We start from the raw sequence: 18,852 nt of genomic DNA, 5'->3' as shown, positions 1-18,852 counted from the left end.
GATTTGCCCGCTAAATAACAAACTCGATCCCCGTGCGCCCGATTCGGAGGCGCTTCCCGTCGCGGACGATGACCGCATGGCCGTCGCGGAAGGGCTTGACGGCCTCGCAGCCCGGGCAGCGGATCGCCGTGCGGCCCGCCGGGTCGATGTATTGCCACGTCTTCCCAAGCCGGACGGCGGCCAGCCCTTCGCTAAAGTCGAAACCGCAGTCGTAGAGCGGCGGAATGACGATACGCTCCCCGTCGCGGTAACCCCATAACCCGTCCCGGACGAAGAGTTCGGGCGCCTCGGGAGCGTTGTATGGAGCGGGCGTTCCGGTTTCGGCAGGAGTGCAATCCGGGGCGGGCGGATGGACGGTCGCGGGATGAGGGGCGTTCGCCTCGCTCTCCCGGGCGGACCGGGCAAGCAGACTGCCCAGCCCCGGCAGGCGGAGCGCAGGGGCGTGGAGCAGCCGGGCTATGCGGTAGTGCGCGGCCAGCCCCTCCGTTTCGAACAGGGCCGTCGCTTCGCGCAGGGCGGGGTCCGCCGCGATGCCGGAGGGGTCGAAGAGCAGCCCGTCCCGGTCGCCGTAGCGGTCGTGTAGCGTGGGGTCGAGCCGCAGGGCATGCAGCGCCGTGGCGATCAGCGCCGCGGGGTAGTCGTCGAGCGACGGGTCGAAATCCGCGGCCGTGCGCGCCGGGTGCTGGTAGGCCGCCGTGCCCAGCTCGGGGCTTCGCTCCCCGGCGAACGCGGGCAGAAAGGACGCGTCGAAGTCGATCGGATGCAACGCTCCGTCGGGAGCGACGATGATGTTTTCGGGTTTGAGGTCGCCGTGGGCCTGCTGATCGGCGACCAGCGCCGCGGCCAGCCGGTCGAAAGCGACCGAGAGTGCCGTGAGACGGGCTTCGTCGCGTGCGGCGGCCGCTTCGGCAATCGCTTCGTGCAGGGGCACGCCCTCGATCCAGTCGCCCACGACCACGTCGGTCCAAGCCCCCTGGTCGGGGGTGAGGTAGACCCAAAGCTCCTTTTCGAGCAGCCGGTCGCCGTAAATCTCCCGCAGATGGCGCACGGGCCGCAGGTAGCAGCGCAGCGAGCGGATGCGTCCCCGGTGGCGGATGCGGAAGACCGCAGCGGTGTTGCCCGCCGAACAGCAGATCCGCCCGTCCGGGTCGCGGCAAACCGCGATGTCGCCCAGCGTGCGGGTGAGGCCCTGCGGATCGGAGAGGGTGGCGATGTATTGGCGGAGGGTGAACAAAGTTCGGGTTCGGGTGCCGGAAGGGTTCGGGTCGGGGGTGAAAGAAAAAAGGCGGGACCTTGCGGCCCCGCCTGTCGTTTAGTGGCAGTTGCAGTGACCGTCGTGGTCTTCGCAGCCGCAGTCTTCGCTGCAGCCGTCGCCGCATTCGCCGCACGAGCAGCCGCCCTGCAGATCCTCGGGCGTCACGTCGCGCACGGAGACTACTTCAACCTCGAAATTGAGCGTCTTGCCCGCCATCGGGTGGTTGAAGTCCATCTTGACGGTCTGGTCGCCGACCTCGCGGACGATGCCCATCATGCGGTTGCCCTGCGCGTCGCTCATCGGGACCTGGCTGCCGGCGAAGAGGATGTCTTCGGCCAGCTTGCCGTCTACCATGAAGATATCTTTGGGCAGGTCGACGATGGCTTCGGCGATCAGTTCGCCGTAACCGTCCTTGGGCGAAAGCGTGAATTCGACGCGGTCGCCGACCTCCTTGCCCTGGATGGCCTCCTCGAATTTGGGCAGGAGCATCCCCGTGCCGAAGATAAATTCGAGCGGCTGGCCCGGACGCGACTGGTCCGCGATCTGTCCGTCGACGGTGAGTTTGTAGTCCACGCCGACCATTTTGTTGTTTTCGACTTTCATGTAATATTAGGTGTTAAGTGTTTCTATCGTTTTACATCCCGGTCCTCCGTGCCTCGCCGCCGTTGGCGGCGTATGCAGATTGGACCCACCCCCAAACCCCCGCCTTGGCGGGGGCTATATCCCACCGCGGTGTGGTTCGAACCGTTCTGCGTGGTCGGGAGGTCGTGTCTCCGCTCCCGATTTCGTCACGGTGGGGCTTTCTCCTGCCGGTGTGGTTCGGACTGTTCTGCGCCGTCGGGAGGTCGTGTCTCCGCCCCGATTTCGTCACGGCGGGGGCTTTATCCCACCGCGGCGTTGTTCGGATCGTTCTGTGCTGCCGGGCAGTCGTACTTCCTTTCCGATTCGCCACGACGGAGGCTTTATCCCACCGCGGTCGGGTTCGGTAGCCCGTTGCCTTGTTCCCGGTTGTCAAGCCGGCGGGCCGCAGCCTCGCCCCGCGAAGGCCCGCTGTTGCGTCCCTTCGCAGGCTGCGTCCGAAACAGGTCGAAGCTCGTCGTTTCGATGCTTCTTAAACCACGCTGTTTGCGGCTCCGTTAGCCGGAGGGTGCAGTCCGCGGCCTTGTTCCCGGCTGTCAGGCCGGCGGGCCGCAGCCTCCGGTCGCGGAGGCCCGCATTTCGCGTTCCTCCGCAGGCTGCGGCCCGAAAGAACACTGAACCTGCCGAAACTCGCGGCATACCCCCCCCCGGTGAGTAATTCGCCTCCTAATAAAAGGTGCAATTTGCAGGCCGGGCTGCAAAGATAGGAAAATTATTCCATATTCCGGCAGCAGAGGTTCCGGTCGCCGTAGCCGTTGTCGATCTTCGAGACGTAGGGGAAGAACTTCGCCTCGCGGACCCACTCCAGCGGAAAGGCCGCCTCCAGCCGCGAATAGGGGTGCGGCCACTCGCCCGCAATCTCCACGGCCGTATGGGGCGCATTCGCCACCACGTTGTCCGCCTCGCCGCCGACGGCTTCGCACTCGCGCTTGATCTGCACCAGCGCCTCGATGAAGCGGTCCATCTCGGCCTTCGGCTCCGATTCGGTCGGCTCGACCATCAGCGTCTCGTGCACGGGGAACGAGAGGGTCGGGGCGTGGAAGCCGTAATCCATCAGGCGGTGGGCGATGTCGCCGCAGTCGATGCCGTAATCCTTCTTGAAAGCGGTCAGATCGAGGATCATTTCGTGTCCCACGCGGCCCGTCTCGCCTGCATAGTAGGTGCGGTACTCATCGCGGAGCGCCGCAGACATGTAGTTGGCGTTGACGATGGCCATCTCGGTCGCCCGGCGCAGTCCGTCCGCACCCAGCATCTTGATGTAGCCGTAGGTGATCGGCAGCAACAGCGCCGAACCCCACGGTGCGGAGGCGACGGCGGTGATGCCCTCGTCGCCGCCCGTGGCGACAATCGGATGCGAGGGCAGGAAGGGCCGCAGGTGCTCGGCCACGCAGATCGGACCCACGCCCGGACCGCCGCCGCCGTGGGGCATGGCGAAAGTCTTGTGCAGGTTCAGGTGGCAGACGTCGGCCCCGATGTAGCCGGGGTTGGTCAGCCCGACCTGGGCGTTCATGTTCGCGCCGTCCATGTAGACCTGTCCGCCCGCGTCGTGCACGGCGTCGACGATCTCGCGGATGCGGCTCTCGAACACGCCGTGCGTCGAGGGATAGGTGACCATCAGTCCGCACAGCTCCGAGGAGTACTCCTTGGCCTTGGCCGTGAGGTCCTCCACGTCGATATTGCCGTTGGCGTCGCACGCCACCGTCACGATCTTCATGCCGGCCATCGCTGCCGAGGCGGGGTTCGTGCCGTGCGCCGAGGCGGGGATCAGCACCACGTTGCGATAGCCCTGTCCGCGGCTCTGGTGGTAGGCGCGGATGACCATCAGCCCGGCGTATTCGCCCGCCGCGCCCGAGTTGGGCTGCAGCGAGCAGGCGGCCATGCCGGTGATGACGGCCAGGTCGTGTTCCAGCCCGGCGATCAGCTCCCGGTAGCCCTCCGCCTGGTCTGCCGGGGCGAAGGGGTGCATGTTCTGGAAGCCCGCGAGCGAGAGCGGCTGCATGAGGGCCGCGGCGTTGAGCTTCATGGTGCACGAACCCAGCGAGATCATCGAGTTTGCGAGCGAGATGTCGCGCAGTTCGAGCCGCTTGATGTAGCGCATCAGGGCGCTCTCCGAGCGGTAGGCGTTGAAGACGGGTTCGGTCAGGTAGGAGGAGGTGCGGCGCAGGGCGGCGGGCAGCGCGTTTTCGGCGACCGGCTTCACGGCCCGCGGCTTGCGCCCTTTGGCGGCGGCGAAGATCCCCACGACGGCGGCGATCTCCTCGGGGGTGGTCACCTCGTCGAACGAGAGACGCACGCGCTCCTCGGAGGGGTAGAAGAGGTTGATGCCGCTCTCGAGCGCCAGCGACTGGACCACGGCGGCGTCGGCCCCCACTTCGAGCGTGTCGAAGAAGTCGTGTGCCGCGAGTTTGTAGTCGAGCGCTTCGAGGGCGCGGGCCACGGTTACGGCGGCGCGGTGGGCCGTTTCGGCGGCGCGGCGCAGCCCTTCGGGTCCGTTGTAGACGCAGTAGAAGCCGACCATCGAGGCCATCAGCGCCGAGGCGGTGCAGATGTTCGAGGTGGCCTTCTCGCGTTTGATGTGCTGTTCGCGCATCTGCAGCGACATGCGCAGTGCGCGGTTGCCCAGCCGGTCGACCGAGACGCCGATGATGCGGCCCGGGAGGTTGCGTTTGAACGCTTCGCGCGCAGCCATGTAGCCGGCGCTCGGACCGCCGAATCCCATTGGGGTTCCCAGCCGCTGGGTCGTACCCACGGCGATGTCGGCGCCCCACTCGCCGGGCGCCTTCAAAAGGGCGAGCGCCAGCAGGTCGGCGACCGCCGTGACCGCCGCCCCCTTGGCGTGGGCCGCGGCGGCGAAGTCGGAGTAGTCGCGCACGGCGCCGTCGGCGGCCGGGTACTGCACGACGGCTCCGAACTCGCGGCCCGTGAATTCGTATTGGTCGTATTCGTCGATGATCAGTTCGATGCCGAAGGGTTCGCTGCGCGTCAGCAGCACGTCGAGCGTCTGCGGGAAGAGGTTGCGGTCGACGAAGAGCTGGTTGCGCCCCTCCTTGACCGCTTCGCGCGTGCGGGCGGCGAACATCATCAGCATGGCTTCGGCCGCGGCCGTGCCCTCGTCGAGCAGCGAGCAGTTGGCGATCTCCAGCCCCGTAAGCGAAAGGACGGCCGTCTGGAAGTTGAGCAGCGCTTCGAGCCGCCCCTGCGAGATTTCGGCCTGGTAGGGGGTGTAGGAGGTGTACCAGGCGGGATTTTCGAAGACGTTGCGCACCACGGCGGCCGGGACCGCGCACGGGTAGTAGCCCATGCCGATGAACGAGCGCAGCGGGCGGTTGCGCTCGGCCAGGTCGCGGATGTGGGCGGCGAACTGGTATTCGCTCATCCCCTCGGCGGGCAGCGGCAGGGGTTTCTTCAGACGGATCGAGGCGGGGATAACCTGTGCGATAAGCTCCTCGACGGAGCCGACGCCGATCGTGGCGAGCATCTCCCGAAGCTCTTTTTCGTTGCTGACGCCGATGTGGCGGTCGGAAAAACGGTCGAACATGAATGCTGTTTTTGGAGGTTTGTTTTAATAGTTGAAGCTGCTGCCGCCGATAAATTCGCGCAGGATCGACGTGGGCGGGATGGCGTCGGGGGCGATGGGGATGAAGTTGTCGAGGAACTTGAGCAGGCGGCGCGCCTCGTCGTACTCGGGGACCGTGTCGGGCACTTCGCGCAGAATCTTCTCGGCGAAGGGACGCAGTACGGGAATCTCGTAGAAGAGCGACGAGTTGAGCATTACGTCGGCGTTCTCCTGATAGGGGAAGATGTGGCGCTCCTCGCCGCGGCGGACCGAGGCCCAGCGCGAGAGGGTCTTCAGCGCGTCGGCGCCCCGCTGCGTGTAGTCTCGCGTAAGGCGGCGCAGCAGGCGGTTGTCGGTGGTCGAGATGCGCGAGAGGTTGTCCATCGCCACCGAGGTGAAGCACGAGATGTAGATTTTGAACTTTTGGCTGTCGGGGATACTGGGCGTCAGGCGCGGATTGAGGCCGTGGATGCCCTCGATGATGAGGATGGAGCGTTCGTCGAGCGTCAGCGGATTGTTGTGCCACGCACGGCGCCCCGTAACGAAGTCATAGCGCGGGATGTCGACGCTCTCGCCGCGCATCAGGCGGCGCAGGTGGTCGTTGAACAGCTCCAGGTCGATCGCTTCGAGCACTTCGTAGTCGTATTCGCCGTTTTCGTCCTTGGGGGTTTTGTCGCGGTCGACGAAGTAGTCGTCCAGCGAGATCAGCACCGGATTAAGCCCCAGCACGCCCAACTGGATGCCCAGCCGCTTGGCCGAGGTGGTCTTGCCGCTCGACGAGGGTCCCGAAATGAGCACCATGCGCAGGCCGCGCTCGCGGTTGGCGGTCAGGATGGCGTCGGCGACCTCGGCGAACTTGCGTTCGTGGAACGCCTCGGCCACCAGAATCATGCCCTTGTCCACCCCCGAAAGCACGCGCTCGTTGACGGCCCCGACCGTCGGCACGCCCATAATCCCGACCCACGACTGGTATTCGCGGAAGATGTCGAACATGCGGTCCTGCTGAACCTGTTTGTTCAGCCGCTCGGGGGCGGTGCGCAGGGGCAGGGCCAGGTGGAACCCGTTGTAGAAGGGGTCGACGTCGAACAGGGTGATGTAGCCCGTCGAGGGGGCCAGCGAGCCATAGAAGTAACCCACCGTGTCGTCGAGCGTGTAGAGGTCGCTGTAAAGCCGTGGCCGGGTGTCCAGCAGGGCGATCTTGTCGATGAAACCCTGCTCGGCGTAGCGGGCGCGGACCTCCGAGGTGAGCATCTTGCGCCGGGTGATCGGAAGGTCCTGCCCGACCAGCTCCTCCATGCGGCGGCGGATGGCGGCGGTCTGCTCCGCAGTGAAGGCGTCGATGCCGTCGACCTCGCAGTAGAAGCCGCTCTGGCTCATCGAATGGCGGATGTGGAGTGTGCTCGACGGATAGAGGTCCCTCACGGCCTTTTGCAGCAGGAACCACGCCGTGCGCTGATAGACGCGGATGCCCTGGAAAGAGGTGATGTCCACGAAACGGACCGAAACGGAGGTATATAATTTGTAGTTAAGCTCCTTGATGCGGTTGTTGACCATGGCGGCCAGGAACGGGTAGGCCCCCGGTTCGATCCGATTCGCCAGCTCGAGCAGCGGAGTGCCCATCGGAACGCGGATCGTTTCGCCGAGGTTGTCGCACACGACTTGGATGGTATCGGACATGGCGGAATTTACGCTTAAAGATGGGTAAAGATAGGAATTTTTCGTAACTTTGACAAAATCAATACCGATATTAATATGAAAAGATCGATCCGGCTGCTGCTGCTCGCCTTCGCGGCGGTTGCGGCGGCCTGCGGCCCGCGCGAACGGACCCTCGTCCTGCTCTCGACCAACGATATGCACGCCAAGATCCGGCAGTTTCCCCGGCTGGCTTCGGCCGTCGAAGCGTGCCGCGACACGGCGCAGCTGGTGGTGCTGGTCGATGCGGGCGACCGCTGGACGGGCAACGCCTACGTTGACCTGGCCCCCACGCCCGGCATGCCGATGCTTGCGCTGATGAACCACCTCGGCTATGATGTGGCCACGCTGGGCAACCACGAGTTCGACCACGGACAGGCCTTTCTGGGGCGGATGATCGACAGTATGTCGTTCCGCGTGGTCGCTGCCAACGTATTGAGCGACACGTGCACCTTCCCGCAGCTGCCGCCTTACACGATTCTCGACGAGGACGGCATCCGCATCGGCTTCGTAGGCGTGGTGACCAACTACGAGGGACCCGGCCATCCGGCGGGCAACGAGGAGAGTTTCCGTGGCCTGCGCTTCCCCGATCCGCAGCAGCTGGCCGAGCGGTATGCCGCCGAGCTGCGGCCGCAGTGCGACCTCTTGGTGCTGGTTTCGCACATGGGCGACGACCGCGATGCGGAGCTGCTCGCGCGCGGCACGCAGTTCGATCTGGTGATCGGCGGCCATACGCACAAGGAGATCGACACGCTCATCGGCGGCACGCTGCTCACCCAGACGGGCAAGGACCTCCGGAATGTCGGGGTCACGACGGTGCGTTTCCGGGGCCGGAAGATCGCGGGCATCGACTATCGGATCGTACCGTTGGCCGACTATGCGCCCGATCCCGACTTCCAGCGGGAGGTGGAGCGCTACTACGGCAATGAGCAGCTGAACAGCCCCGTCGGGGAGTTCCGCGAGGCGGCCAACAAGTGGGGCGTGGCCAACTGGATGGCCGATGCCGTGGCCGACGAGGCCGACGCCCAGATCGGCTTCTACCACATCGGCGGCGTGCGGCTGGACAGCATCCCGGCCGGCGGGGTGAGTACGGCGCTGGTCTACGACCTGGAGCCGTTCGGAACCCGGATCGCCACGATGAAGATGACCCCGGCGCAGCTGCGCCGGATGATCCTATCGAAATACAACGATGAGGAGAACCGCAAGGAGGCGCACCGCGTGGATCTCGTTTCGACCACCCCCTACGTGATCGTGACCGATGCGCGGGACGAGGCCCTGGACGTGGAGTTCCCCCGCCTGCAGGAGGGGCGGAGCTACCGGATAGCCATGTCGGATTATATTTTCAACAACTACCGCGATCTGGAATACGAGGACGGAGCGGTGACGGACGATGCGGTTGCGCAGACGCTGCTCGAGGAGCTGCAGGACGACAGCCCCGTCCGTCCGGACAACCTGCCGCGGCAGAAGGTGCGGGTGCGGAACTGAGTAGGGCGGCTGTTTGCCGGTCTGAGGTGGTCTGAATTTATTCGGAGCGTTGACTGTGTTATTTAGGTGCTGTTGGGTTTAATGATCTTTTCGTGTAGCAGCCTGCGTTGATTGAGTTAACACGACCCAGAACCGTTGGGTGCAATAATCCTCCCGGGCAGCAGTCTGCGGAGGACACGCGACAAGCGGGCCTCCGCTGCCCGAAGGCAGCGGCCCGCACGGCTCTTCGAGCCGCTACTGGCATGCAAAAAATTCATTTTAGATGTTCTTCGCCCCTCCCGAGGGTGGGGGCAGACTTATAAACGCCGCCTGAGGCGGCAAGGTTCGGCGGTCTGAACCAGGATTGCGATGTTATACGCTTGACCGCACGAAGTTGCATTCCGTTAAATATTTTTAGCGCACCGCTAAAAATATTTAGCAGCGTGATCAATATATTTACCGCCTTTTTTATACCTTTGTAGCCCCTGCGTGCGTGCGCGATGCGCCGAACGGGGGCTACGAACTTTATTATTAACTGTTTAACGAGCGATTGTATCGCAAATTATTTCCAAATGGAAGAAGTAAAAAACGTTGTTGCGAACGAGAATTTCGACTGGAACGCGTTCGAGAACGATCTGGGCGTCTATGACCAGCCCAAAGAGCAGATCGCCGAGGAGTACGACAAAACCCTGTCGAACGTGGCCGTCGGCGAGGTGGTCGAGGGAACCGTGACCGCCGTCACCAAGCGCGAAGTTTTCGTCAACATCGGCTACAAGAGCGAGGGCGTGATCCCCGTTTCGGAATTCCGCTACAACCCCGACCTGAAGGTGGGCGACAAGATCGAGGTCTACGTCGAGTCGGCCGAGGACAAGAACGGCCAGCTCTCGCTTTCGCACAAGAAGGCTCGTCAGCTCAAATCGTGGGATCGTGTCAACGAGGCCCTGGAGAAGGACGAGATCATCAAGGGTTACATCAAGTGCCGCACCAAGGGCGGTATGATCGTCGACGTATTCGGCATCGAGGCGTTCCTGCCCGGTTCGCAGATCGACGTGAAGCCCATCCGCGACTACGATATCTATGTCGACAAGACCATGGAGTTCAAGGTGGTGAAGATCAACCAGGAGTTCCGCAACGTGGTCGTGTCGCACAAGGCGCTCATCGAGGCCGAGCTGGAGGCGCAGAAGCAGATCATCATGTCGAAACTCGAGAAGGGTCAGATCCTCGAGGGAACCGTCAAGAACATCACCTCCTACGGCGTATTCGTCGACCTGGGCGGTGTGGACGGTCTGATCCATATCACCGACCTTTCGTGGGGCCGCGTGAACCACCCCGAGGAGATCGTGTCGCTCGATCAGAAGATCAACGTGGTGATCCTCGACTTCGACGACCAGAAGAAGCGCATCGCGCTGGGTCTGAAGCAGCTCACCCCGCATCCGTGGGAGGCGCTCGACCAGAACCTCAAGGTGGGCGACAAGGTCCGCGGCCGCGTGGTGGTCATGGCCGATTACGGTGCGTTCGTCGAGATCGCTCCCGGCGTCGAGGGTCTGATCCACGTCTCGGAAATGTCGTGGAGCCAGCACCTGCGTTCGGCCCAGGAGTTCATGAAGGTCGGCGACGAGGTAGAGGCCGTCATCCTGACGCTCGACCGCGAGGAGCGCAAGATGTCGCTGGGCATCAAGCAGCTCACGCCCGATCCGTGGGAGATGATCGAGACCAAGTACCCCGTGGGTACGCGCTGCACGGCCAAGGTGCGCAACTTCACCAATTTCGGCGTCTTCGTCGAGATCGAGGAGGGCATCGACGGTCTGATCCATATCTCCGACCTGAGCTGGACCAAGAAGGTGAAGCACCCCGGCGAATTTACGCAGGTGGGCGCCGACATCGAGGTCGTGGTGCTGGAGATCGACAAGGAGAACCGCCGTCTCAGCCTGGGCCACAAGCAGCTGGAGGAGAATCCCTGGAACGAGTTCGAGAACCAGTTCCCCGTGGACAGCATCCACGAGGGTACGATCACCGAGATGACCGACAAGGGCGCGGTGGTTGCGCTGGGCGAGAACATCGAAGGCTTCTGCCCCGCCCGTCAGCTGGTGAAGGAGGACGGTACGACCCCGAAGGTGGGCGACAAGCTCAACTTCAAGATTCTGGAGTTCTCGAAGGCTACCAAGCGCATCACCCTCTCACACCTGCGTACGTACGACGACGCCCGCCGGGCCGAGGCCGCATCCGAGAAAGCGGAGAAGCGTGCCGCAGCCGATGCCACGAAGTCGACCGTGAAGAAGATCAACGCTTCGGTGGAGAAGACCACGCTGGGCGATCTGGCCGGGCTGGCCGCGCTGAAGAGCGCCATGGAAGCTGCCGAGGCCAAGAACGCCAAGAAGGCCGCTGCCGCCAAGAAAGAGGAGAAGGCCGAGGAGTAATCCCGACCGGATAGGAAGCGGTTTCGCATCGAATCCGTTCCGTTGCATGCACTCCCGACGCTTCAACGTGCGTTGGGAGTGCATTTTATTTTGCCGGACGGATTATTTTCCCTATATTAGACCTCTCCGGAACGGTTGATGCGTCGGAGCCGACCGATCAAACGGATGCCGCCGATGCAGAGCGGGCAGACGTGTAGGAGCGAACAAGCCCTGCCGGCGCCGGCGGCCCCAGGAAAACGTGTTCCCTGCGACGCGGCGGACAGCTGCCAAAAACAAGGGGTCGGACGGCCCCGCTCTTTGATACGAACCTTAATTCCAATTCTATGACGAAAAAATTCCTTTACGCAATCTGGAGCGTCGCGTCGCTCCTCTGCTTGACGTTGGCCGCCTGTTCGGACGACGATTCCGGGGCTGAAAATCCCCCCCCCTCGCCTTCGCCCTCGGTTGAACTGACCCTGGAGGGCACTCCTTCCCCAAACGCCTTCTCGTTCCGCCTGACGCCCTCCCAGGCAGATCGGGCCGCCTGGATGGTCGTGGAGCGCGCGCAGCCCGCACCCGATGCCGCCAGGCTGCTGAGCGCAGGCCATGCGGTCGCTGCCGATAAGCCGGCCGTGCTGACGGTGGATGCACTCTCCCCCGCAACAGATTATACCGTTTATGCCGTCGCCGCGCAGGGGGAGACCGTCGGCAAAGTTTCCAGCCTCGATGTGACCACCGCCGCTCCGGACGGGGTGATCTGGCCCGGCGAAATCGGGAAGAACCGGATCGCCTACCACATCGAAATGGGTGCGGAAGACGCCTATCTGCATACCTGCATGATGCAGGCGGACGTCGATACGTTCCTCTCCTTCGCAAAGACCGATGAGGAGGTGCTGAACGCCTACCGTACGATCCTCCAACTTTACGGCTGGCAGGCCGCCGGTCCCGGCGATTTCCTCTTCGAAGACGGGCAGGAGATGCCCCGCGGGCGGGCTGCCCGGGTCATGGCCGGGGTTCCCTATGTGGTGATCGCTTCGAGGATCGATGCCGACAACAATTTCCAGGGCGCCTGCGAGAGGATCGCGGTCACGACCGCGGAACCCGAGCTGCTTGCAGCGACGATCGACGTGGAGATGCTCGATCTCAAAGCGGGGGAGGTGACTTTCAAGATGACGCCCGGCGCGGGCATCGAAAGCTATTTCGAAACCCTGCTGCCCGGGTCGATCGCCGACGAGCTGACCGCAAAGGGCGGAACGGCGCTGCTGGAGTACCTGTTCGGAACCGGTTCGCGCGTCACCGATTTCACCGAACCGTCCGTCTGGTCGCTTCCCGAACCGGAAAGTCCCTACGTGCATTACGTGATCGGGGTGGATGCGAAAGGCGATCGGACGCAATTGCAGAGCCATCCGTTCGAATCGCCCGCGGCGAAGCCGGTCGTCACGGAAAATATCGCTTTCGACCGCTATGTCACGGCCACGTATTTCGGGCCGACGACGGACGCGGACGGAAACCAGGTTTACAACTACTACTTCGAACTGGCCGATTGCGAGGTGGAGAAAGATCCCGAATACGGGGATATCTATCCGGTGGACGATGGCCCGGGCAACGTCTTGATATGCGACTTCTATACGCAGGCCGGCGATGCAACAAAATTGCAGGATGGAGTCTATACGATCGGCACGGACATGAAGGCCGGCACGCTGGGCTACGATTACACCTGGGCCGCGGGATTCGACGAGGAGGGCAACGAGACCCAGATGAGTTTCGCTTCCGGCTCGATCACCGTCGCCCGCGAAGGGGAGAACTACCGGCTGACGGTGGATTTCATGACCGAGCAGGGGCAGGCCTACACCGGATCCTATACGGGCGCACTGCCTTTCTTCGATGCGACGGCTTCCTCGTCGTCGCGGTCGGAAACGGCGCGGCGCATGCGCGGCGGAGGGGTGTCGATGACGCCCTCGCTGCGGAAGATCGGCGCTTCCGCGGTCAGATGATAGCAGTCGGGGTACGGCCTGCCTGCTGACGCCGGACCTGTTCCGGCCAATAGCGGGCGAACAGCCTGCCTGAGAATGGAAAGAGCTTCCCTGTAAAAAGGGAAGCTCTTTTCGTACGCATTCCGACGGGTGCGGAGCGCTTGTCGGCATGCCAGCTCCGGATGATCCGGCGGACCGAAGATCGGCTGATTGCCGAAATGGTCCTGCGGTCCGACCACGGTGGTCGGTCGGGTATAGGAACGGACGCCTGACCCGCCGAAAATTCCGTGCAGCGGTTACTCGGCGGTCACCATCTCGCGGACGCCCTCGTCGGTGAGGCAGGAGAGAATCTCGTCGGTGTTCTTCTCCTCCTGAAGCGTGTCGCCCAGCTCGCGCGCGATCTCGTCCTCGCCCATCAGCTCGGCATAATACTTCAGCGTACCGTAGGAGGCGATCTCGTAGTGCTCGGCTTTCTGCCCGGCCATAATCAGGGCGGCGTCGCGCGTGTAGGTGTCCTTCTCGGTGTCGGCGATAGCCTCCTCGGCCTCGGCGACGATACCTGCCATCGCTTCGCATTTTTTGCCCTGGGCGCGTTTGCCCAGCAGTTCGAAGACCTTCTTCAGGCGCTCGATCTGACCGGCCGTCTCGTCGATATGCTTGGCGAAGGCGGCGGCGAGCTTCTCGCTGGTGGCGGCCTTTTTCATCTTTTTCAGGCCGTCGGAGAGGTGCTTTTCAGCCCAGTAAATGTCGCGGATCTGATCGATGAAGAACTCGCGGAAGAGCGCGGATTCGTTCTTGGTTTGATTTTTAGTGTTCATGGTAAGGTTGTTTGAATGTCTTTCGGTAACGCTCCCGGTCCAATTTCCGTGCCAGCAGGGTTGCGGCGACCACGGCCAGGGGCGGACGGTTCGGGCATCGTTTTTGTTTTCCGGGGATGCAAAACCCCGTCCGATGAACAAATTCAAACCCCATCTGGCCCTGCTGGTGTGCAACGTGATCTGGGCCATGGATTACCCCTTCTATACCATCGTGCTGCCGCACTACGTCCGCCCGGCCGGGATGGTCGCGGCGTCGCTGTTCGTGACGGCGCTCTTTTCGCTGATTCCGCTGCTGTGGCAGAAGGCCGAGCGGGTCGACCGGAAGGACATCCGCAAGCTGGTGGGCGCTGCGCTGCTGATCGGCGTGCTGCGCAAGGGGTTCATCATGTTCGGTCTGTCGAAGACCTCGCCCATCGACGGCTCGATCATCGATACGATCATTCCGCTGCTCGTGCTGCTGTTCTCCGTGCTGCTCGGGATCGACCGCTTCACCAAACGCAAGATCGCGGGGCTGACGCTCGGCATGGCCGGAGCCATCGCCGTGGTGGTCACGGGCGCCTCGTCGGCCCATGCCCACTCGCACCTGTGGGGCAATATCCTGATTCTGCTCAGCGCTCTCGCCTCGTCGGTCTACATGGTGTGGTTCAAGAAAGTGGTTTCCAAATACAAGCCTACCACTCTGATGCGGTGGATCTACTGCATTGCGGCCATCGTCACGCTGCCGTTCGGGCTGGGGGACATCGTGCACGCCGACTATCCGGCCATCGCGCGCCACGCGCTCTTTCCGACGCTGTTCGTGCTGACCGTGCCCACCTACATTCCCAACCTGATGCTCAACTACGCGCTCAAGTACGTCGCTCCCGCCGTGTCGAGCATCTACACCTACTTGCAGCCCGTGCTGGCGATCGCTGTGTCGGTGGCCATGGGGCTGGACCGCCTGCATGCCGATACGGTGATTTTCGCCGTAGTGATCTTCGTCGGCGTGGGGCTGGTGCTGCAGACCTACTCCTCGCGGAAGAGGACCGACCATCCCGTCACAAGCCGTCACTGAGCGGCGGCCCTCCCTGTCCGGCCGGAAGACTGACCGAAAACAAAAAAGCCCTCCCGGCTGGGAGGGCTTTTTGTTTGCAGACGACCGGTGCTTATTCGGCAGCGGTCACCGTAAATTTGATCGTAGCCTTCACGTCGCGGTGCAGTTTGGCCACGGCCTCGTATTCGCCGACGGTCTTGATGGCGTCCACGGCGATGACCTTGCGGTCGATCGTGATGCCCTTGGCGGCGAGCGCCTCGGCCAGGTCGGTCGCGGTGACCGTACCGAAAAGTTTGCCCTCCTCGGCCTTCACGGCGAGCGTCAGCGGCAGGTTGGCGATCGTCTCGGCCAGGGCCTGCGCGTCGGCGAGAATCTTGGCGTCCTTGTGGGCGCGCTGGCGGAGGTTCTCGGCCAGCACCTTCTTGGCGGCAGCCGTTGCGGCCTTGGCGTAGCCCTGCGGGATGAGGTAGTTGTTGGCGTAGCCGGGCTTCACGTTCACGATGTCGTTGGCGTAGCCCAGGTTCTCGATATCTTTGATCAGAATAACTTCCATGTTCGTCTCCTCCTTTTAATTATTTCATGCAATCGGTTACGAAGGGCAGGATGGCGAGGTGACGGGCGCGTTTGACGGCCTGGGCCACCTTCTTCTGGAACTTCTGCGAAGTGCCGGTCAGGCGGCGGGGCAGAATCTTGCCCTGCTCGTTGAGGAACTTCTTGAGGAACTCTCCGTCCTTGTAGTCCACATATTTGATACCGAGCTTCTTGAAACGGCAGTATTTCTTCTTCTTGACGTCGACCGATACCGGGTTGAGGTAACGGATTTCGGACTGTGCTTTGTTCTCCTGTGCCATGATTTACTCCTCCTGCTTGTTAGAAAGTTTCGCACGACGTTTCTCCGAGTACTCCACGGCATACTTGTCCTGCTTGAAAGTTAAGAAACGGATCACGCGCTCGTCGCGGCGGTACTGCGTCTCGAGCGTCGAGATCAGCGAGCCTTCGCCCGTGAACTCGATGAGGAAGTAGAACCCGGTGGTCTTCTTCTGAATGGGGTAGGCGAGCTTCTTCAAGCCCCACGACTCCTTGTTCACGATTTGACCGCCGTTCTCGGTGATGACACCCTGGAATTTGTCAGCGACCTCCTGCACCTGTGCATCGGACAGGACGGGCGTGACGATGAAAACGGTTTCGTAATTGTTCATAATGCTTTATTGGTTAATTAAATCCCCGAAGGGACGGCAAAGGTACGAATTAAAACCGAGAATCAAAAAATTCGGGATCGAAAATTGATTCGTGGCGCCAAATTCGCCGTTTGTCGGGGCGGCTGCCGGGACTATTCGGGGCGGAGACCTTCCGGAAATCCCTGCGCCCGCAGCGCGATGTCCTGCCCGTCGGGGGTCACGAGGTAGCAGCCCGTGGAGGCGGGGGTGATGTGGCCGATCACGTCGACCGCGCCCAGCCGCATCACCTGCTCCTGCATGGCCAGCGGCACGGTGAACAGCAGTTCGTAGTCTTCGCCGCCGTTCAGGGCCGCGACGACCGGGTCGGCGTGCATCTCCTCGGCCAGCGCCGAGGTCTGGCGGGCGATGGGGATGCGCTCGAGGTAGATGCGCGCACCACATTTCGACGCCTTGCAGAGCTGCATCAGATCGCTCGAAAGTCCGTCCGTCAGGTCGATCATCGACGTGGGGGTGATCTTCTCCTCGCGGAGCATCTCCACGATGTCGGTGCGGGGGCGCGGCTTGAGGTACTTTTCCAGCAGGTATTCGTAGCCCGCGAACTGGGGTTCGGGCTGGGCGACCCCCTCCAGCACGCGGCGTTCGCGTTCGAGCAGTTGCAACCCCATGTAGGCCGCGCCGAGGTTGCCCGTCAGGCAGATCAGGTCGTTCTGCTGCGCACCGTCGCGGTAGGCGATCTTATCCTTTCTGGCGTGGCCCAGCGCGGTGACGGTGATGACCAGCCCGGTCATCGAGGCGCGCGTGTCGCCCCCCACCAGGTCGATGCCCTGCTCGCGGCAGGCGAAGTCGATGCCCTCGTAGAGGTCCTCCAGCGCCTCGACGGGCAGCTTGGCCGAGACGCCGAGCGAGACGGTGATCTGCGCCGGCAGGGCGTTCATGGCCAGTATGTCGCTCACGCCCGCCGTCACGACCTTGTAACCCAGGTGCTTGAGCGGGAAATACGTCAGGTCGAAGTCGATCCCTTCGTAGAACGCGTCGGTCGTGCAGAGCACGGCTTCGCCGCGTGCCGGGGCGATCACCGCGGCGTCGTCCCCGATGCCCCGCAGTGTGGTGGCGTGGCGCGTTTCGATGCGGGCGGTCAGGCGGTCGATCAAACCGAATTGACCCAGCGAGGCGATTTCGGTGCGTTTCTTCTGCTCCATAATAAAATTTTTTACAAATCTAACGAATCTTTGCCGTATCCCAAAAAAATAACGTATTTTTGTCCGGTTCAACCAATAAACGGATTGAGTTATGATCAATATCGTCTTATTCGGCGCTCCCGGTTGCGGCAAAGGTACGCAGGCCCAGCGCTTGAAGGAGCACTACGGCGTCGAGCACGTCTCGACGGGCGAGGTGATCCGCGAGGAGATTCGGCAGGGCACTCCGCTCGGACGCAGCATGGAGTGCTGCATCCGCGAAGGCAGGCTGGCCCCCGACGAGGTGGTCATCGCCATGATCGAGCACTACGTGATGGAGCACCGGCAGGCGAAGGGGTGCATCTTCGACGGCTTTCCCCGTACGACGGTGCAGGCCGAGGAGTTCGACCGGATTCTCTCCGGGCACGGCCTGAAGGTCGACGTGATGGTCGACATTCGCGTTCCGGAGGAGGAACTGGTGCGCCGTATCCTGCTGCGGGGCCGGGATTCGGGCCGCGCGGACGACGCCTCGGAGGAGGTGATCCGCGGTCGGCTGGACGTCTACCGCATGCAGACGGCCGTGGTGGCCGACTACTACGCCGCGCAGGGCAAATACGCCGCGGTCGACGGCATGGGGTCGATGGACGAGGTGTTCGCCCGCATCGCCCAGGTGATCGACGCGCTGAAGTAACGCGGTGCGGGGCGGCCCGGCGTGCGCCCGAGCATGGAATTACGGAGCAGTTTCCCGGCAGCGGGAGGCTGCTTTTCGTTTGCACGGGTCGTTGCGTGAACGGATTTTCGCAGGCGGTTTTCGCGTCGGAGGCCGGACCGGCTTTGCTTGCGTCGAGGACGGGCAACGTAGGGACGGGTAACGGCAGGTGTGCGGTGACCGCGAGCGGACAAGACGGACGTCCGGATAGGGAGCGGATGAACGCCGATCCGGCGGCCGGGCAGAAAGGGACGCCCAGGGAATGTTGAATAGGCGGACGGATGCCCCCGGCGGCGGAGCGGTGCAAGGGAAGGAATCCACTGAGTAACCGACGGTCCGTCGAGGCCGTCGCGGAACGCCGCCCAACGGCCGGGCCGGACACAAAAAAGCCGCCTTGCGGGCGGCTTTTGCATCGTGCGGAACGCTTCTTAGAGGGCGTTCACATGCAGCTGCATGGCGCTCTTGAGGTTGGCGGCCTTGTTCTTGTGCATGATGTTGTGCTTGGCGAGTTTGTCCAACATGGACGTTACCTTGGGAAGCAACGCTTCGGCGGCGCTCTTCTCGCTGGTTGCGCGCATCGCCTTCACGGCGTTGCGGGCCGTCTTGTGGAGCAGGCGGTTGTGCGCACGCTTGGTCAGCGTCTGACGAATCCGCTTTTTCGATGACTTATGGTTTGCCATAATCCGTTAGTTTTTATTTTACTTTTTCAGTTGTTCGCTTTGAACGGCCGTGACCGCCTGCGGATAGACCCTCGGGTCCGCTCCTCGTAAAATCATTCACCCGTCGGAACCTCCGACCCGCGAGAGCGATTTTGTATGCCCCCCCCCGTCGTCGGCCCCGTCGTAGTAGCCCATAGCAGAATCGAACTGCTCTTTCAAGAATGAAAATCTTGCGTCCTAACCGATAGACGAATGGGCCTTTACCGCTATCGTGCGCCCGGAAAGGGGTTACTTTAGCGGTGCAAAGG

The 18,852-nt window shown here is 62.8% G+C and carries 15 protein-coding genes and 1 tRNA gene; 5 read left to right on the top strand and 11 right to left on the bottom strand.

The window, feature by feature from the left end; translation table 11 throughout:
• Positions 1–10: 10 nt before the first annotated feature.
• The 4 genes from ACMO9O_RS02455 to ACMO9O_RS02440 all read right to left on the bottom strand — a co-directional run bounded on the left by ACMO9O_RS02455 (position 11) and on the right by ACMO9O_RS02440 (position 7,127).
• Positions 11–1,234 carry a WG repeat-containing protein gene (locus ACMO9O_RS02455; RefSeq protein ID WP_418982032.1) on the bottom strand — a complete coding sequence of 408 codons (1,224 nt, stop codon included), beginning with the start codon at positions 1,232–1,234 and terminating at the stop codon, positions 11–13.
• Between the two features lie 78 nt (positions 1,235–1,312).
• Positions 1,313–1,858 carry an FKBP-type peptidyl-prolyl cis-trans isomerase gene (locus tag ACMO9O_RS02450; RefSeq protein WP_418982031.1) on the bottom strand — a complete coding sequence of 182 codons (546 nt, stop codon included), beginning with the start codon at positions 1,856–1,858 and terminating at the stop codon, positions 1,313–1,315.
• A 748-nt stretch (positions 1,859–2,606) separates the two neighbouring features.
• Positions 2,607–5,432, bottom strand: a complete 2,826-nt coding sequence (gene gcvP / locus ACMO9O_RS02445; RefSeq protein WP_418982030.1) for an aminomethyl-transferring glycine dehydrogenase — start codon at positions 5,430–5,432, stop codon at positions 2,607–2,609.
• Between the two features lie 24 nt (positions 5,433–5,456).
• The gene (locus tag ACMO9O_RS02440) at positions 5,457–7,127 is read right to left on the bottom strand and encodes a nucleoside kinase (protein WP_418982029.1); all 1,671 of its coding nucleotides are present in this window, start codon (positions 7,125–7,127) and stop codon (positions 5,457–5,459) included.
• A gap of 75 nt (positions 7,128–7,202) precedes the next feature.
• Between ACMO9O_RS02440 and ACMO9O_RS02435 the strand changes: the two genes are divergently transcribed.
• The 3 genes from ACMO9O_RS02435 to ACMO9O_RS02425 all read left to right on the top strand — a co-directional run bounded on the left by ACMO9O_RS02435 (position 7,203) and on the right by ACMO9O_RS02425 (position 12,996).
• Entirely contained in the window at positions 7,203–8,627 is a 1,425-nt protein-coding gene (locus tag ACMO9O_RS02435; RefSeq protein WP_418982028.1) for a bifunctional metallophosphatase/5'-nucleotidase, read from the top strand.
• Positions 8,628–9,178: 551 nt separating this feature from the next.
• Positions 9,179–11,023, top strand: a complete 1,845-nt coding sequence (rpsA, locus tag ACMO9O_RS02430; protein ID WP_418982027.1) for a 30S ribosomal protein S1 — start codon at positions 9,179–9,181, stop codon at positions 11,021–11,023.
• A gap of 323 nt (positions 11,024–11,346) precedes the next feature.
• A complete protein-coding gene (locus ACMO9O_RS02425) occupies positions 11,347–12,996 on the top strand; it encodes a hypothetical protein (RefSeq protein ID WP_418982026.1) in 1,650 nt (549 codons plus the stop codon).
• Positions 12,997–13,271: 275 nt separating this feature from the next.
• On the opposite strand, the gene ACMO9O_RS02420 is transcribed toward ACMO9O_RS02425, so the two are convergent.
• On the bottom strand, positions 13,272–13,793 hold the full coding sequence (locus ACMO9O_RS02420; RefSeq protein WP_418982025.1) for a ferritin-like domain-containing protein: 522 nt from the start codon (positions 13,791–13,793) through the stop codon (positions 13,272–13,274).
• A gap of 133 nt (positions 13,794–13,926) precedes the next feature.
• On the opposite strand from ACMO9O_RS02420, the gene ACMO9O_RS02415 reads away from it, so the two are divergent.
• The gene (locus ACMO9O_RS02415) at positions 13,927–14,844 is read left to right on the top strand and encodes a DMT family transporter (protein WP_418982024.1); all 918 of its coding nucleotides are present in this window, start codon (positions 13,927–13,929) and stop codon (positions 14,842–14,844) included.
• Between the two features lie 91 nt (positions 14,845–14,935).
• Here the strand turns inward: ACMO9O_RS02415 and rplI are convergent, their stop codons facing one another.
• The 4 genes from rplI to thiL all read right to left on the bottom strand — a co-directional run bounded on the left by rplI (position 14,936) and on the right by thiL (position 17,200).
• Entirely contained in the window at positions 14,936–15,376 is a 441-nt protein-coding gene (gene rplI / locus ACMO9O_RS02410) for a 50S ribosomal protein L9 (protein ID WP_418982023.1), read from the bottom strand.
• 19 nt (positions 15,377–15,395) lie between these two features.
• Positions 15,396–15,674 carry a 30S ribosomal protein S18 gene (gene rpsR, locus ACMO9O_RS02405; protein ID WP_018694586.1) on the bottom strand — a complete coding sequence of 93 codons (279 nt, stop codon included), beginning with the start codon at positions 15,672–15,674 and terminating at the stop codon, positions 15,396–15,398.
• A 3-nt stretch (positions 15,675–15,677) separates the two neighbouring features.
• Complete coding sequence (rpsF, locus tag ACMO9O_RS02400) at positions 15,678–16,022, bottom strand: 30S ribosomal protein S6 (RefSeq protein ID WP_418982022.1); 345 nt, start codon at positions 16,020–16,022, stop codon at positions 15,678–15,680.
• A gap of 131 nt (positions 16,023–16,153) precedes the next feature.
• A complete protein-coding gene (gene thiL, locus ACMO9O_RS02395; protein ID WP_418982021.1) occupies positions 16,154–17,200 on the bottom strand; it encodes a thiamine-phosphate kinase in 1,047 nt (348 codons plus the stop codon).
• Positions 17,201–17,291: 91 nt separating this feature from the next.
• Here thiL and ACMO9O_RS02390 point away from each other — a divergent pair, with 91 nt between their 5' ends.
• Positions 17,292–17,867, top strand: a complete 576-nt coding sequence (locus ACMO9O_RS02390) for an adenylate kinase (protein ID WP_418982020.1) — start codon at positions 17,292–17,294, stop codon at positions 17,865–17,867.
• A gap of 446 nt (positions 17,868–18,313) precedes the next feature.
• Here ACMO9O_RS02390 and rpsT read toward each other — a convergent pair whose 3' ends face one another.
• Both rpsT and ACMO9O_RS02380 read right to left on the bottom strand, forming a co-directional pair.
• The gene (gene rpsT, locus ACMO9O_RS02385; protein WP_418982019.1) at positions 18,314–18,565 is read right to left on the bottom strand and encodes a 30S ribosomal protein S20; all 252 of its coding nucleotides are present in this window, start codon (positions 18,563–18,565) and stop codon (positions 18,314–18,316) included.
• Positions 18,566–18,731: 166 nt separating this feature from the next.
• Positions 18,732–18,803 (bottom strand) — tRNA-Glu (locus ACMO9O_RS02380).
• Between the last annotated feature and the right edge of the window lie 49 nt (positions 18,804–18,852).

Origin of the sequence: Alistipes sp., from assembly GCF_048465635.1 — a bacterium.
Lineage (GTDB): Bacteria > Bacteroidota > Bacteroidia > Bacteroidales > Rikenellaceae > Alistipes.
Note: the sequence above shows the minus strand (reverse complement) of the source record. Positions and strands in the feature narration are given on the sequence as shown.